At 64.3% G+C, this 14,748-nt stretch carries 14 protein-coding genes; 2 read left to right on the top strand and 12 right to left on the bottom strand.

Annotation, left to right across the window (positions count from 1 at the left end):
* Positions 1-16: 16 nt before the first annotated feature.
* The gene (gene dusB, locus BT173_RS01375; RefSeq protein ID WP_072426821.1) at positions 17-1,033 is read right to left on the bottom strand and encodes a tRNA dihydrouridine synthase DusB; all 1,017 of its coding nucleotides are present in this window, start codon (positions 1,031-1,033) and stop codon (positions 17-19) included.
* A 325-nt stretch (positions 1,034-1,358) separates the two neighbouring features.
* Between dusB and purT the strand changes: the two genes are divergently transcribed.
* Positions 1,359-2,555: a formate-dependent phosphoribosylglycinamide formyltransferase gene (gene purT / locus BT173_RS01370; RefSeq protein ID WP_072426820.1), complete on the top strand. Its 1,197-nt coding sequence runs from the start codon at positions 1,359-1,361 to the stop codon at positions 2,553-2,555.
* Between the two features lie 68 nt (positions 2,556-2,623).
* On the opposite strand, the gene lpxO is transcribed toward purT, so the two are convergent.
* The 11 genes from lpxO to gatC all read right to left on the bottom strand — a co-directional run bounded on the left by lpxO (position 2,624) and on the right by gatC (position 13,357).
* Positions 2,624-3,532, bottom strand: coding sequence for a lipid A hydroxylase LpxO (gene lpxO, locus BT173_RS01365; RefSeq protein ID WP_072426819.1), 909 nt, complete (start codon positions 3,530-3,532; stop codon positions 2,624-2,626).
* 122 nt (positions 3,533-3,654) lie between these two features.
* Entirely contained in the window at positions 3,655-4,035 is a 381-nt protein-coding gene (speD, locus tag BT173_RS01360) for an adenosylmethionine decarboxylase (RefSeq protein WP_072426818.1), read from the bottom strand.
* The gene (locus tag BT173_RS01355; protein ID WP_072426817.1) at positions 4,032-5,660 is read right to left on the bottom strand and encodes an FAD-dependent oxidoreductase; all 1,629 of its coding nucleotides are present in this window, start codon (positions 5,658-5,660) and stop codon (positions 4,032-4,034) included. Before BT173_RS01355 ends, speD begins: the two co-directional genes overlap by 4 nt.
* A complete protein-coding gene (locus tag BT173_RS01350) occupies positions 5,639-7,144 on the bottom strand; it encodes a polyamine aminopropyltransferase (RefSeq protein WP_373279654.1) in 1,506 nt (501 codons plus the stop codon). The genes BT173_RS01355 and BT173_RS01350 overlap by 22 nt, the downstream gene beginning before the upstream one ends.
* Positions 7,145-7,193: 49 nt before the next feature.
* On the bottom strand, positions 7,194-7,406 hold the full coding sequence (locus tag BT173_RS01345) for a DUF350 domain-containing protein (protein WP_072426815.1): 213 nt from the start codon (positions 7,404-7,406) through the stop codon (positions 7,194-7,196).
* A 14-nt stretch (positions 7,407-7,420) separates the two neighbouring features.
* The gene (locus BT173_RS19545; RefSeq protein WP_175545528.1) at positions 7,421-7,564 is read right to left on the bottom strand and encodes a hypothetical protein; all 144 of its coding nucleotides are present in this window, start codon (positions 7,562-7,564) and stop codon (positions 7,421-7,423) included.
* Positions 7,564-9,441 carry a DUF4178 domain-containing protein gene (locus BT173_RS01340; protein ID WP_175545527.1) on the bottom strand — a complete coding sequence of 626 codons (1,878 nt, stop codon included), beginning with the start codon at positions 9,439-9,441 and terminating at the stop codon, positions 7,564-7,566. The genes BT173_RS19545 and BT173_RS01340 overlap by 1 nt, the downstream gene beginning before the upstream one ends.
* 150 nt (positions 9,442-9,591) lie before the next feature.
* The gene (gene gatB / locus BT173_RS01335; RefSeq protein ID WP_072426813.1) at positions 9,592-11,016 is read right to left on the bottom strand and encodes an Asp-tRNA(Asn)/Glu-tRNA(Gln) amidotransferase subunit GatB; all 1,425 of its coding nucleotides are present in this window, start codon (positions 11,014-11,016) and stop codon (positions 9,592-9,594) included.
* 18 nt (positions 11,017-11,034) lie between these two features.
* Positions 11,035-12,483 (bottom strand): Asp-tRNA(Asn)/Glu-tRNA(Gln) amidotransferase subunit GatA, encoded by a 1,449-nt coding sequence (gene gatA / locus BT173_RS01330; protein WP_072426812.1) that lies wholly within the window; start codon positions 12,481-12,483, stop codon positions 11,035-11,037.
* Entirely contained in the window at positions 12,480-13,073 is a 594-nt protein-coding gene (lpcA, locus tag BT173_RS01325) for a D-sedoheptulose 7-phosphate isomerase (RefSeq protein ID WP_072426811.1), read from the bottom strand. The genes gatA and lpcA overlap by 4 nt, the downstream gene beginning before the upstream one ends.
* Entirely contained in the window at positions 13,070-13,357 is a 288-nt protein-coding gene (gene gatC, locus BT173_RS01320) for an Asp-tRNA(Asn)/Glu-tRNA(Gln) amidotransferase subunit GatC (protein WP_072426810.1), read from the bottom strand. The genes lpcA and gatC overlap by 4 nt, the downstream gene beginning before the upstream one ends.
* A 335-nt stretch (positions 13,358-13,692) precedes the next feature.
* Between gatC and BT173_RS01315 the strand changes: the two genes are divergently transcribed.
* A complete protein-coding gene (locus tag BT173_RS01315) occupies positions 13,693-14,736 on the top strand; it encodes a rod shape-determining protein (RefSeq protein ID WP_072426809.1) in 1,044 nt (347 codons plus the stop codon).
* Positions 14,737-14,748: the final 12 nt, after the last annotated feature.

Below are 14,748 nucleotides of genomic sequence, written 5' to 3'. Positions count from 1 at the left end.
TCTATTCACGTCCTGCTCAGGCCAGCGCGGTGTCGGCATCGGCCTGATAAACCAGTCGCTCGTTTTCGCGCGCCAGTTGCTTGAAATAGTTATCCACCGCCGCCAGCTGCTCGGCGGTGCTGTCCAGCTGGTACATGGCCTGGCGGAACGCGTTCGCGCCACGCAGGCCGTTGGTGTACCAGGCGATATGCTTGCGGGCGATGCGGCAGCCCGAGTATTCGCCATGAAACGCATAATGATCTTGCAGGTGCTCGATCAGGATCGCGTGGATTTCGCTCACACGCGGCGCCGGCAGGTGCTCACCGGTATTCAGATAATGGTCGATCTCGCGAAAGATCCACGGCCGCCCCTGCGCCGCGCGACCAATCATGATCGCATCGGCGCCGGTCGCATCCAGTACCTGTTTGGCTTTTTCCGGGCTGGTGATGTCGCCATTGGCTACCACCGGTATCGCCAGGCTCCGCTTTACTTCTGCGATCAGCTCGTAGCGTGCTGCCCCGTTGTACATGTCTTCGCGCGTGCGCCCATGCAGGGCCAGCGCGGCAATCCCGGCGTCCTGGGCAATCTGTGCCACGCGCAGGATGTTTTCTTCCCCGTTTTTGAAGCCCAGGCGGGTCTTCAGCGTGACGGGTACCGCCACCGCGCCCACCACCGCATCGAGGATGCGTTTGACGCGGTCTTCGTCCTTCAGCAGCGCCGAGCCGGCCAGTACATTGCAGACCTTCTTGGCTGGGCAGCCCATATTGATATCGATGATCTGCGCGCCGGCCGCCACATTATGGCGTGCGGCTTCGGCCATCTGCTCAGGGTCGCTGCCAGCAATCTGCACCGCCACCGGTGCCAGCTCGCCCTCAAAATTCGCCCGTCGCCGGGTCTTGTCGCTGCCATACAGCATGGCATTGGACGTGATCATCTCGCTCACCGCATGGCCGGCGCCAAGCCGCTTGCACAGCATGCGGAACGGCCGGTCGGTCACGCCCGCCATGGGCGCCACGATCAGGCGGTTGCTGAGTTGATAAGGTCCGATATGCATGGGTTCCGATTCGCTGGGCTGCCGAGTCTTGCTGGTCGGCGGCGCCGTGCGACTCGTCTTTCGCACCCCCCTACCCTTTGGGGTGCGCTGGGGGTGCAGAAAGCAAAGCCGCTGGAGAACGAAACGGTTCGGCGTCCAGCGGCAATGGACGGCATTCTACCTGCGAGTCGGAGCGGCGCGAAGCCATTTCGCTTAATTTTTGTGCAACTGCCGATAGCCTGAAAGCAATCGAGGTCGGCAACGGTGGCGAACTGCAGGCATTTCGCGCCCCGGCGCGGGGCGCCTACAATGCCGGCTTTTACTTAGCCTCAGGCAGGAAAACCCCATGCGTATCGGAACCCCCCTCAGCCCCAGCGCGCTGCGCGTCATGTTGCTTGGCGCGGGCGAGCTGGGCAAAGAAGTGTTGATTGCGCTGCAGCGCCTGGGTGTGGAGACGATCGCCGTGGATCGCTATGCCGATGCGCCCGGCCAGCAGGTCGCCCACCGCGCCCATGTGATCGATATGAGTGACGCGGCCGCCCTGCGCGCGCTGATCGTGGCCGAGCGGCCGCACTTCGTGGTGCCCGAGATCGAGGCGATTGCCACTGAGGAACTGGTCAAGATCGAGGCCGAGGGTCTGGCCACCGTGATTCCCACCGCGCGCGCCGCCCAGCTGACCATGAACCGCGAAGGCATCCGCCGCCTGGCCGCCGAAACCCTCGGCCTGCCGACCTCGCCCTACCGTTTCGCCTCCTCGCTGGATGAGATGCGTGCCGCCTGCGCCGAGATCGGTTTTCCCTGCTTCGTGAAGCCGGTCATGTCGTCCTCGGGCAAGGGCCAATCGCGGCTCACCTCGGCGGCCGATGTGGATGCCGCCTGGGCCTATGCCGCGGCCGGTAGTCGGGTCGATCAGGGCCGGGTCATCGTCGAAGGCCAGATCGATTTCGATTATGAAATCACCCAGCTGACCGTGCGCGCGCTGGCTGCCGACGGCACGGTCGACACGGCTTTCTGCGCCCCGATTGGCCATGTGCAGGTCAAGGGCGACTATGTGGAAAGCTGGCAGCCGCAGGCCATGTCGGCTGCCGCGCTGCAGAAGTCGCGCGAGATTGCCAAGGCTGTTACCGACAATCTCGGCGGACGCGGCATCTTTGGCGTGGAGCTGTTCGTGAAGGGTGACGAAGTGTGGTTCAGCGAAGTGAGCCCGCGTCCGCACGACACGGGTCTGGTTACCTTGGCCAGCCAGTACCAGTCGGAATTCGAGCTGCATGCGCGCGCTATCCTCGGCTTGCCGGTGGATGCTGGCCTGCGCGAACCGGGTGCCAGCGCGGTCATCTATGGCGGCATGGAAGCGAGCGGCATTGCCTTTGATGGCGTGGCCGATGCACTGGCCGTGCCGCGCAGCGATCTGCGCCTGTTCGGCAAGCCACAGGCCTTCGAGCGCCGTCGCATGGGCGTAGCACTGGCGGCTGGCAGCGACACCGACGAGGCGCGTGTGCGCGCCAAGCTGGCGGCAGCGGCCGTCAAGCCCTGCCAGCCCTGATCTCGCCGGCTAGCCAATAAAAACGCCACCGTAAAGGTGGCGTTTTTATTGAAGGAGTGCGGTAGAACTCAGGCCCACAGGAAGAGCGCGAACAGACCGCCGAACAGCGCCCATTTGAGCGCGTAATACTGGAAGCGGCTACGCGCCTTGATCTCTTTGCCCCACAGGCGTACGCGCTGCACGGTGGCGAAGGCCTTGTTGATGCCGCCGGTGCGGTCGCCGGCCTGGTTGGGTGCCGCAGCCGCGCCGATCAGCTGGCGGCTGATGAAGCGGTTGATCCAGCGCGCCGGCGCAAAGCGTAGCGGACGTTCGATATCGCAGAACAGGATGATGCGGTTCTGCTCGGTGGTGTTCTCCGCATAGTGCAGATAGGTCTCGTCGAACATCACCGCCTGGCCGTCGCGCCAGCTATAGCGCTCGCCATCCACATCGATGAAGCAGCGATCATCATTCGGCGTACTCAGTCCCAGGTGGTAGCGCAGCGAGCCGGCAAACGGGTCGCGATGGCGGACCAGGGTGGCGCCCGGCGGCAGAGCGGCGAACATGGCGGCCTTCACGCTGGGGATTTCCTTCAACAGCGCGGTGGTGAACGGGCACAGCGTGGCGGCCGAGGGATGGGCCTCGTCATACCACTTCAGGTAGAAGCGCTTCCAGCCGGTCTTGAAGAAGGAATTGAAGCCGGCATCGTTATAGCTGTCCGAGGCCTTGATATCGCCGTTGCCGTACAGCTTTTCACCCTCGACGCGGATCGCCTCCCAGTTGTCCTGCAGGCGCTGCAGTTCGGGGAATTGGGCGACCGGGATATAGGGCGTGCTGGGGACCTTGGAGAACAGGTACATGAAGCAGTTGATCGGCGCCATGAAGGTCGAGTGGTCGGTCAGCTGGCGCCAAAAGCCCAGCCGTACGCGACCGCGCAGGTGGATATAGGCGGTGGCGCCGATGAAGATCAGCAGAATGGCAAGCTTGGTGGCAGACATAGATGGTGCTTTGCATGGGCAGCCATGGCCACCCAGGGGGTAAACGAGAAAGCCTGCATTATCCGCGCTCTGGCCGCCAGTTGTGTAAAGCGCGTAGTGGCGGGTTCAGTAAGCGCTGCGCTTCAAGCCGACCAGGCCCTGCCGCGCTGTAGGCGTTCCAGCTGCTGGCGGGCCGGCGCAAACGCTTGCTGCAAGCGGGCCAGCAGCTGTTCGGCCGCCGCGCTGTTATCGCGCCCGAAATTGCACACATACACATCCAGCGTCACCGCCGCGCGCTCGGGCCAGGTGTGGATGGCCAGGTGGCTTTCCGCCAGCAGGATCACGCCGGTGAGGCCGCCCGGGCCTTCCGGGCCGGGCGGAAACGGATGCCAGCGTTCGGCCACCGCCTGCAAGCCGGCCTCGGCCACCGCACTGCGGCACAGCGCCATCAGCGCGTCAGCATCGCGCAGCAGGGCCTGATTCGCGCAGTCGTAGAGATCGGCAGTCAGGTGCAGGCCGTTCATGCTGTCACCACCCGCTCGCCGCCCAGCCAGCGCGCCGCCCTGACGCCCCAGTAGTGCGCTTCCTCGGCCAGGGAAAAACCGGACAGATCGCTATGCGCAAGGATCACCCTGCCCTGCGGTACGCGCAGGCTGGCCAGGGCCGGGCCCGCCAGCAGCGCCGGCGTAGGGCGCACCATGGCATGGCCCCAGCGCCACACATCGAGCTGCACACAGTGCTGGGCCAGGTCGGGGTGGGCGGGGGCCAGATCGCGCAGAATCTGCGCAGCCCAGTCGGCCTGGCTGGTGGCCAGCAACTGCTGGCGCGCCTGGCGCGGGCTGGTCTCGCTCAAGGGGCGGTAATAGCTGAGTACGGTGGCTGGGTGATGCTGGGACAGGTCCTGATGGCGCGCGTCGATATAGCCAAGGCCCTGGCCCTGGTAGAGCACATTGTCCCAGCTGGGCGGCGCGTTTGCGCCACCGCGCTCGGCCGGCGGCTGGCGCAGGGACAGATTGGCCACCAGCCAGGGCGCATAGTCGAGCGCGGCGCAGGCGGCGCGCCAGGGCGCGGGCAGGCTCGGCCATAGATGGGGCAGAAAACCGAGCTGGCCGGACCAGACCAGCTTATCGGCCAGATAGCGCACGCTGCGCTGTTCGGCCGGCAGATAGACATCCACCTGCATGCCTTGCTTCACCTCGGCCACGCGCCAGACCAGCGCGCCGGTGATGAGGCGCTCATCGAGCCGTTCTGCCATGCGCCGTGTCAGCCAGGCATTGCCCTCGGGCCAGGTCAGCACCTCGTCCTCGCTGGCATTGCTGGCCAGACCATGCCGGCTGGCGAAATAGTGCAGGCCGGCCCAGGCCGAGGTGTGCCGGTAGTCGGTGCCGTAATCATCGCGGCAGCCGTAGTTGACCCACCAGTGCAGGCTGGGCGCGCGGTACCCGTGCGCATGCAGCCAGTCATACATGCTCTGCCCGACTTCCGCGCCGTCCCTGCGCATGCCGCGCGCGCTCGGTACGGTGAAGCGGCGCTGGCCCTGTGCATCGCGCTGCAGTTTCAGCTCGGCCATCTGGGCCAGAAAACACTGCTGCTCGGCCAGTTCGCCCGCCGCCAGGCCAAACTGCGGCAGCAGGCCTTCCTGCCAGCGGCCGTGGATATACAGGCGCTCCTGCGGGCTATGGCACAGATAGCGTTCCTCATAGCGCGGCCGTACGGCGGCCGGGTCGCCCTGCAAGGCGCCGAACTCGGCCAGCATCTGGCGTAGCTCGATCGCTTCCTCGCCAGGAATCGGCAGGTAGTGGGCACCCCAGGGGTAGGCCGATACGGCATTGCGCCCGGCGCGCGCATTGCCGCCGGCCTCGTTTTCCAGTTCCAGCAGCGCAAAGTCCTGCTCGCCCTGGCGCTGTAACCACCATGCACAGCTGAGCCCGGCCATGCCAGCGCCGACGATCAGCGCGCCGACGCGACGCTGCTCGCTTGGCGCGGGCAGGCTGTTCCCGCCGCGCAGGCGGTGGCCGAGATCAAGGCGAGGCCCGAGCAGCTCGCCGGGCGGCAGCGCACTGCCCGCGCGCTGGCCGCAAGCCAGCAGGCCCAGGCTGGCGCTGGCGGCCAGAAAGTCGCGCCGCTTCATCGCAGCACCTGCTTCCATTCCTGCTCGAAGGTGCGCACCAGAATCTGGTTGTTCAGGCGGTTCACTTCGCTGGGCAGGCGCGCCATATCGGGCGGGAAATGGAACAGGCCGGGCAGGCTGGCCGGGCTCAGATAGCGCAGACCGGCAGGCAGCTGGCTGGGCGGGGTATAGGCTTCGCGGCCGACCAGCACATAGCCCCATTCGCCAAAGCTGGGTACTTGGGCGTGATAGGGCTGGCTGAGCAGACCGACGCTTTCCACGGTATTGACCACAGTCCAGAACGATAGGCGCGCGAACAGCGGCGAGGTGGTCTGGATCACGGCGCGGCCGCGCGCATTCAGATTGCGTTCGAGCAGGCGGTAGAAGGTATTCGTGTACAGCTTGCCCACTGCGTAATTGCTCGGGTCGGGGAAGTCGACCACCACGAAGTCGAAACTCTCGCGGCTTTGCTCCAGCCAGCCAAACGCATCGGTGGTGTGGATACGCACGCGCGGCGAGTTCAACGCATCGCCATTGAGCTTGCGCAGGGCCGGGTGCTCGCGGAACAGGCGCGGCATGGCCGGGTCGAGCTCGACCAGGGTGATCTGCTCGATATGCGGATACTTGAGGATTTCGCGCACCGCCATGCCATCGCCGCCACCCAGTACCAGCACACGACGCGCCCAGGGCAGGCTGGCCAGGCCCGGATGCACAAGCGCCTCGTGGTAGCGGTATTCATCGCGCGAGGAGAACTGCAGATTATTGTTCAGGAACAGCCGCCAGTCGTCCTTCCAGCGCGTCATCACGATGCGCTGATACGGCGTGCTTTCGCTCAGCACGATGCTGTCCTCGTACAAGGCGGTTTCGGCCAGGCTGCTCAGCTTGTCCGCGCCGATAAAGCCGGCCGTCAGCAAAGCCACGACCAGACTGCCCTGCGCCCATAGCAAACGTGGGCGCGGCAACTCCTGGCGGAATAGCCACAGCGTCCACAGCGCGACACCGGCATTCAAGAGGCCGAACAGCAGCGCCGTGCGCACCATGCCCAGCTTGGGCGCCAGCCACAGCGGGAAGAGCAGCGAGACTGCCAGCGCACCCAGGTAGTCGACGCTCAGCACCTGGCTGACCAGTTCCTTGAATTGCAGCTTGGGTTCCAATAGGCGCATCACCAGCGGGATTTCCAAGCCCACCATGGTGCCGATCAGGAAAACGAGCAGATAGAGCAGCAGCAGGAAGGGACCGCTGATCCACACAAAGGCCCAGAACAGCATGGCGGCCGAGAAGCCGCCGATCAGCCCCACCGCCAGCTCGACGCGGATAAAGGTGCCAGCCAGGTCGCGATGTACATGGCGCGACAGCCAGGAACCGACTCCCATCGCAAACAGGTAGACGCCGATGACGGTGGAAAACTGGGTGACCGAATCGCCGATCAGATAGCTCGATAGCGCGGCGGCGACCAGCTCGTAAGCCAGGCCGCAGGCAGCAACGACGAAGACGGAAAACAGCAGGATATGCGGCATGGCAATGGCACCCCGGCTCGCGCCGGGGGAGCAGAAGGAAGGCGCGAAGCGGCGCTTAGTGGATCGCAGAGGCGACGATGATGGCCACGCCCAAGCACATGGCGGCCACCACGGTGGCCAAGGCCTGGTTGCGCTCCTCGACCAGGTTCTTCCACAAGTCGTAAGGCGTGAGCTTGTCGATGACGATGAAGCTGAGCCAGAAGATGCCCACGCCTAGCAGCGAGTAGACGAGCGAGGCGAGCAGATAGTCGAGCTTGAGCAGTTCCATGGTGAGGCTCCGGTTTATTTATGGTGTTGGCGCGCGCTGCCGGTGCCGGGCCGGCCTTCGCGCTCGCCCTCATCGGCAAACAGCGAATAGCCGCGGCTTTGGCCCCAGCCGAATAGCAGCAGGGCCAAGAGGCTGGTGATCAGATAGGTTTTCAGCATCAGTCATCGCCCTTGGGGTGGTCGCTATTGGCCCAGCGCCGGGTTTCGAATACTTGCGCGCGGTGCCAGGCCCAGGCGGGTATGGCCAGCAGCCACAGCAGCAATAGCCAGAAACTCGACCAGATCGGCACATCGCGCACCAGCTCGATCTGGTGCTGCAGCACCTTGCCCTGCTGCTCGGTTTCCAGCTCGACTTCCAGCAGGTACTCGCCGGCCGGTACGCGGTTGAGCAGCGCTTCGTCGTCGTTGCTGCCCTCGCTCCAGTGGCCGTCCGAGTCATAGCCCGAGTAATAGCTGAGTTCGCGCCCCAGCCGTATCGCCTCGCCGCTCTGGCGGTTGATCAGGGCCAGATCGGCGTACACCCAGCGATTATCGAGATTGCTGTGCTGGCGGATGGCCAGATTGTGCTGGCCGTCGAGCCGGAAAGGCGCGCTGGTGAAGCTGAGCCGTTGCTGATCGGCGTCAAGGGTCAGCTGCTGCTGCCACAGGCGCGCTTCGTCCGCGCTGCTGCTGAATACGATCTGCAGCAATACGGTGAGCAGGCCGAATACGAGCAGTGCCATCAGGTAGCGCTTGCCATCGCGGTAGGGCGAAGGCTGGTTGGCGCCCACGCCCGTGGGGTGGGGCAAAGGCTGGGTGGGCTTGAAGGCCTGGGCCACTTCATCGGGCTGCAGATACTCGGCCTCGGTCCAGGTCTCTTCCTTCTTGTCGCGCTCGCGGCTGAGCATGAAGGGTGGCGCGATATAGTCGTCCACCTTCACCTTGTCGCCGGCCTTCACCTGCCAGTTGAATTCGCCGAACACCTGCTCGACCACCGCCGGGTATTGCGAAAAATGCGCGTACTGGCGCTTGTTCAGCGTGGGTTTGCCGCCACGCAGGTTTTGCGGCGCCGTCTTGCAGGGCTGGCCCAGGCTCCAGTGCCCGTCATTGCACACCAGCCAGGCATAGCCGCGCTGCTCGCTATGCAGCAGGTATTCGTCCCAGAAGTAGCTGAGCCCATCCACCACGCAGCTGCGCAGCAGGCAACCCAGTACCACATAGTCGTGACCGCGCAGGCGGCCACTGCTGCCTATGCCCAGCAGCGGAATCTCCAGCGCGCGCTTGGCACGGCTCAGTATCTTCAGCTCGGCGCTATCGGGGTCGATGACCGCACCGCAGTGCTGGCAGCCCACCGCGTGGATTTCGCCACTGCGCGCGGTAAGCGGCGCACCGCAGCTGGTGCATTTGAAGGCGCGTGCGGCCACCCGCTTGGGCTGGGCCGGTGCGTTGGCGGTGCCGGGCGCCAGCAGCTCGTCGAGCGACAGCGCTTCGCCGATATAGACCTTGGGCGGCGTATCGCTGTAATCGAGGCTGGCAAAACCCTGCTCGGCGCGCAGGTCCACGCTGGGTGCCGCGTAGCCCGGTTCCACGTGAAACGGCAGCTCGCCCTCGGCCGCTACGCAATGCGCGGTTTCGATATTGCTGACCGTATAAGCCACGCCATCCAGGCGTGCCTGCATGCCGATCTGGAAGGCCTCCTGGGCCGGCAGCTGGGTTTTCAGTGTGCGCTCGAAAGTCAGATAGCACAGGCCCGAGCCCTCGGACAGCCAGCCCAGGCGGCCATCGTCGAAGCGTGCATACCATTCGTTCCAATAGCCCTCGGCATAGCGCAGCTGCAGGCGGCCGATCAGCTCGAAGCCGACCTTGCGGTAGGCGCCGCGCCAGCGCAGCGCGAAGGGGCTGCGGTCCTCGGCCAGCACCGCCATCTCGCCCAGCCTGTCCAAATCGAGGTCGCGCCGCACCAGCGTGCTGCGGCAATGCGCGCACACCGCCATGACCGAGGCGGCGGACAGGAAGGCGACTTGAGCGCCACAGGAGGGACAGGGAGCGGCGTACATGGTGAATAGGCTAAGCCAAGGCCCGCGCAGGCTAGCACAAGGCGGTTTGGCTGAACCAGCCAGGCGGTGCGCTGAATGTGCAACAAAGAAAAACGCCGCCATATTGGCGGCGTGGCACGAAGGCTTATGAGCGCCTTGGCGGGCTGAGGCTTAGCCCAGCTTGCGCTTGAGGATCTCGTTGACCTGTGCCGGATTGGCCTTGCCCTTGCTGGCCTTCATGCATTGGCCGACCAGGGCGTTGAAGGCTTTTTCCTTGCCCGATTTGTACTCGTCCACCATGGCCTGGTTGGCGGCCAAGACGCCGTCGATGATGGCTTCCACCGCGCCTGCATCGTTTTCCTGCTTCAGGCCATCGCGCTCGATGATGGTGTCGGCCGCATCGCCCGATTCCCACATCTTCTTCAGCACATCCTTGCCGGTCTTGTTGTTGATGGTGTTGTCCATCACACGACGGATCAGGCCGGCCAGTGCTTCGGCGGCCACCGGGCATGCCGTGATGTCCTGCTCTTCACGGTTCAGGGTGGCGGCCACTTCGCCGGTAATCCAGTTGCTGGCCAATTTGGCATCGGCACCCGCGGCGACGGTGGCTTCGAAATAACCGGCCAGCGCCTTGCTGGCGGTCAGCGTACGCGCATCGTAGTCGGACAGGCCGTACTGCTGGGCAAAGCGCGCCTGCATCGCCTCGGGCAGCTCGGGCAATTCGCTGCGCACGCGTGCTATCCAGTCTTCGCTAATCACCAGCGGCGGCAGATCGGGGTCGGGGAAGTAGCGGTAGTCGTGCGCGTCTTCCTTGCTGCGCATCATGCGCGTCTCGCCGCTGTCCGGGTCGAACAGGATGGTGGCCTGCTGAATCTTGTGGCCGTCCTCGATCTGTTCGATCTGCCAGTTCACCTCGTACTTGATCGCCTGTTCCATGAACTTGAAGCTGTTCAGGTTCTTGATCTCGCGCCGGGTGCCCAGTGGTTCGCCCGGGCGGCGTACCGACACGTTCACGTCACAACGGAAGCTGCCTTCCTGCATATTGCCGTCGCAGATGCCGATCCAGGTGACGATGCTGTGCAAGGCCTTGGCGTAAGCAACCGCTTCGGCGGCCGAGCGCATTTCCGGCTCGGACACGATCTCGAGCAGCGGTGTGCCGGCGCGGTTCAGGTCGATGCCGCTCATGCCATGGAAGTCTTCATGCACGGACTTGCCGGCGTCTTCTTCCAGGTGGGCACGGGTCAGATTGATGCGCTTTTCCTCGTCGCCCACGCGAATCGTGATCGCGCCACCTTCCACCACCGGCAGCTCGAACTGGCTGATCTGGTAGCCCTTGGGCAGGTCGGGGTAGAAGTAATTTTTACGCGCGAATACTGACTTGCGATTGACCTTGGCACCGATGGCCAGGCCAAACTGGATGGCTTTTTCCACCGCCACCTTGTTCATCACCGGCAGCGCGCCAGGCAGGGCGATATCGACCACCGCGGTCTGGGTATTCGGCTCGGCGCCAAAGGCGGTGCTGGCGGCCGAGAAGATCTTCGATTGGGTCGAGAGCTGGGTATGCACTTCCAGCCCGATAACAACTTCCCACGTCATGGTGTGATTCCTTGTCTCTTACAGCGCCGGTGCGCGGCTGTGCCAATCGGTAGCTTGCTGGAACTGATGCGCGGCATTCAGCAGGCGCGCTTCGCCGAAGTAATTGCCGATCAGCTGCAGACCCACCGGGCGGCCCTGGGCGCCGAAGCCGACCGGGTGCGATAGCGCGGGCAGACCGGCGAGGTTCACGCCGAGCGTGTAGATATCGGCCAGGTAGTTGGCGACCGGGTCATTGCTCTTCTCACCCAGGTTCCAGGCCACGCTGGGCGCCACCGGCGCGGCGATGATGTCGCACTGCGTGAAGCCCTTGAGGAAGTCCTCGGTCAACAGGCGACGCACCTTCTGCGCCTTCAGGTAGTAGGCGTCGTAGTAACCGTGGCTCAGCACATAGGTGCCGGTCAGGATGCGGCGCTTGGTTTCCCAGCCAAAGCCCTCGGCGCGGCTCTTCTCGTACATCTCGTTCAGGTCGCTGTACTCGGCTGCGCGGTGGCCATAGCGCACGCCATCGAAGCGACTGAGGTTGCTTGACGCTTCGGCCGGGGCGATCACGTAATAGGCGGGAATGGCGAGTTCGGTGCGCGGCAGGCTGATCTCGATCACTTCGGCACCGAGCTTCTTGTATTCAGTCAGGGCGGCCTCGATGGCCTGGGCCACATCAGCCGACAAGCCGGTGCCGAAGTATTCCTTGGGCAGGCCGATGCGCAAGCCAGTCAGCGGCTTGGCCAGATCGCGCGTGTAGTCCTCGCGGGCCATCTCCAGGCTGGTCGAATCGCGGCTGTCATGGCCGGCCATCACATTCAGCAGCAGCGCGCAGTCTTCAGCGGTCTGCGCAATCGGGCCGCCCTGATCGAGCGAGGACGCATAGGCGACCATGCCGTAGCGGCTGACCGTGCCATAGGTTGGCTTGATGCCGGTCACGCCGCAGAAGCCGGCCGGCTGACGGATCGAACCGCCGGTATCGGTGGCGGTGGCGGCCGGGGCGAGGCGCGCAGCCACGGCGGCGGCTGAACCACCCGAGCTGCCGCCCGGTACTGCATTCAGGTCCCAGGGGTTCTTTACCGCGCCAAACGCGCTGTTCTCGTTGGACGAGCCCATGGCGAACTCGTCCATATTGGTCCGCCCTAGCGTGACGAGGCCGGCGGCCGTGCACTGCTCAACCACATGCGCGTCGTAAGGTGAGACGAAGTGCTCCAGCATCTTCGAGCCGCAAGTGGTCTTCCAGCCCTCGGCGCAGAAGATGTCCTTGTGCGCGATCGGCACGCCGGTCAACAGGCCGGCATTGCCCGCGGCGCGTGCCGCGTCCGCTGCCTTGGCCATCGCCAGGGTCTTGTCGCCGTCCACGGTGATAAAGGCATTCAGCGTGGCGTTCGCCGCTGCAATCTTGCCCAGATAGTCGGTGGCCAGTTCTTCAGCCGAAGTCTTGCCGGCAGCCAGTAGCTCAGCTGCCTGTTTGAGGGTGTAAGTCATGCTTGTTCCACGTAATCCATCCCGCGCTCGACCAGGTCGATGAGGATGTGGATGACCTTGATATGGATTTCCTGGATGCGGTCGGCATAGCCGAAGTGCGGCACGATGATCTCGGCGTCGCTCAGGCCCTTGAGCTGGCCGCCGTCCTTGCCCAGCAGCAGCACGACCTGCATGCCGCGCGCGCGCGCCGCTTCTACGCCGCGCAGGATGTTCTTCGAGTTGCCGCTGGTGCTGATGCCGACGAACACGTCGCCCTCGCGGCCCACGCCTTCGATAAAGCGCGAGAACACGAAGTCGAAGCCGTAGTCATTGCCCACGCAGGACAGGTGCGAGGGGTCGGATACCGCAATCGCGCCCAGGGCCGGGCGGTTATCGCGGTAGCGGCCGGTCAGCTCCTCGGCAAAGTGCATGGCATCGCAGTGCGAGCCGCCATTGCCGGCCGAGATCACCTTGTGGCCTGCCTTGAAGGCGGCAATCAATGTGTCGGCCGCCTGCTCGACGCTGGCAATGAAGCCTGCGTCATTGAGCACGCGTTCCAGCAGCGCATGGCCTTCGCGCAGCGTGGCCTGGATATGCGCGGCGCGGCTCATTCGATCACCTTGGGCACGAGGTAGAGGCCGTTCTCTACCGCCGGGGCGATGGCCTGGAAGGCTTCGCGGCGGTTGGGCGCGGTGGCCACGTCTTCGCGCAGGCGCAGGGCCACGTCGCGCGCATGGCTCATCGGCTCGACGCCATCGGTATCAATCGCTTGCAGTTGTTCGATCAGGCCAAAGATGCCATTGAGCTGGCGGCCTACTTCGCTGACTTCTGCGTCGGAAACGCGCAGGCGCGCCAGGCGGGCAATACGGCGCACATCGGCGTCGGTGAGGGACATGGACAACCCTTCCAAAACTTTATTCAGACAGCCGGGTCTGGCACGGGGGGCGAACAGCTTTGCTTGCCCGCCACACACTGTGTCAAACCGGCTTGTTGCGGTGCACATTTAATGCGCTGAGACTTATTCCGTTTCAGCGCTTTAGGGTAACATACCGGGTTTATTGCGCCCAAGCCTTGGGGAAACGCGCGACTGGCCAGCCAGGAACGCAAGGCGTTGACTCTCAAGGACAAACCGATAAAGCCGGGCGCAACGAGGAAGCCCAATCAACCGATGCGACGAATGCCTCGTCGCCTCCGGCGCACCGCGCCACTCAATACAGGATAAGCGTCTACATGTTCGGTTCTCTCAGCGGCTACTTTTCCAACGACCTGGCCATCGACCTTGGCACGGCCAATACCCTGATCTTCGTGTCCGGCAAGGGCATCGTGCTGGACGAGCCTTCGGTGGTCGCCATCCAGCAGGAAGGCGGCCCGGCCGCCAAGAAGACCATCCTGGCCGTCGGTGCCGAAGCGAAGAAGATGCTGGGCCGCACGCCGGGCAGCATCACCGCCATCCGCCCGATGAAGGACGGCGTGATCGCTGACTTCACCATCACCGAACAGATGCTCAAGCAGTTCATCAAGAAGGTGAACCCGAGCCGCCTGTTTTCGCCCAGCCCGCGCATCGTGATCTGTGTGCCCTGCGGCTCCACCCAGGTGGAACGCCGCGCGATCAAGGAATCGGCGCTCGGTGCCGGTGCGCGCAAGGTTGAGCTGATCGAAGAACCGATGGCCGCCGCCATTGGTGCCGGCCTGCCGGTGGAAGAAGCGACCGGTTCCATGGTGGTTGATATCGGTGGCGGTACCACCGAAGTGGGCGTGATCTCGCTGGGCGGCATCGTGTACGCGAACTCGGTGCGCGTGGGTGGCGACAAGTTCGACGAAGCCATCATCAACTACATCCGCCGCAACTACGGCATGCTGATTGGTGAAACCACGGCCGAAGAGATCAAGAAGCGCATCGGCTCGGCCTTCCCGGGCGCCGAAGTGCGTGAAATGGAAGTGAAGGGCCGCAATCTGGCCGAGGGCATTCCGCGCTCGTTCACGATTTCCTCGAATGAAATCCTCGAAGCACTGACCGAACCGCTGAACCAGATCGTCTCGGCCGTGAAGCAGGCGCTTGAGCAGACCCCGCCGGAACTGGGCGCCGATATTGCCGACAAGGGCATGGTGCTGACCGGTGGCGGCGCGCTGCTGCGCGATTTGGACCGCTTGTTGATGGAAGAAACCGGCCTGCCGGTGATCGTGGCTGATGATCCGCTCACCTGCGTGGTGCGTGGCTCGGGTCGCGCACTGGAAAAGATGGACAAGGTCGGCACGATTTTCACCAACGATTGATCGGAACAGTGT

Source organism: Chitinimonas taiwanensis DSM 18899 (genome assembly GCF_900119825.1).
GTDB lineage: Bacteria > Pseudomonadota > Gammaproteobacteria > Burkholderiales > Chitinimonadaceae > Chitinimonas > Chitinimonas taiwanensis.
The sequence above is the reverse complement of the archived record's forward strand: the minus strand, read 5'-3'. Positions and strand labels throughout refer to the sequence as shown.

Coding starts and splice junctions, on each gene's coding strand:
- BT173_RS01345 (WP_072426815.1), bottom strand. CDS start 7,406: ATGGAACTGCTCAAGCTCGACTATCTGCTCGCCTCGCTCGTCTACTCG.
- BT173_RS01355 (WP_072426817.1), bottom strand. CDS start 5,660: ATGGAAGCAGGTGCTGCGATGAAGCGGCGCGACTTTCTGGCCGCCAGC.
- dusB (WP_072426821.1), bottom strand. CDS start 1,033: ATGCATATCGGACCTTATCAACTCAGCAACCGCCTGATCGTGGCGCCC.
- speD (WP_072426818.1), bottom strand. CDS start 4,035: ATGAACGGCCTGCACCTGACTGCCGATCTCTACGACTGCGCGAATCAG.
- purT (WP_072426820.1), top strand. CDS start 1,359: ATGCGTATCGGAACCCCCCTCAGCCCCAGCGCGCTGCGCGTCATGTTG.
- BT173_RS19545 (WP_175545528.1), bottom strand. CDS start 7,564: ATGCTGAAAACCTATCTGATCACCAGCCTCTTGGCCCTGCTGCTATTC.
- BT173_RS01340 (WP_175545527.1), bottom strand. CDS start 9,441: ATGTACGCCGCTCCCTGTCCCTCCTGTGGCGCTCAAGTCGCCTTCCTG.
- lpxO (WP_072426819.1), bottom strand. CDS start 3,532: ATGTCTGCCACCAAGCTTGCCATTCTGCTGATCTTCATCGGCGCCACC.
- lpcA (WP_072426811.1), bottom strand. CDS start 13,073: ATGAGCCGCGCCGCGCATATCCAGGCCACGCTGCGCGAAGGCCATGCG.
- gatA (WP_072426812.1), bottom strand. CDS start 12,483: ATGACTTACACCCTCAAACAGGCAGCTGAGCTACTGGCTGCCGGCAAG.
- gatB (WP_072426813.1), bottom strand. CDS start 11,016: ATGACGTGGGAAGTTGTTATCGGGCTGGAAGTGCATACCCAGCTCTCG.
- gatC (WP_072426810.1), bottom strand. CDS start 13,357: ATGTCCCTCACCGACGCCGATGTGCGCCGTATTGCCCGCCTGGCGCGC.
- BT173_RS01315 (WP_072426809.1), top strand. CDS start 13,693: ATGTTCGGTTCTCTCAGCGGCTACTTTTCCAACGACCTGGCCATCGAC.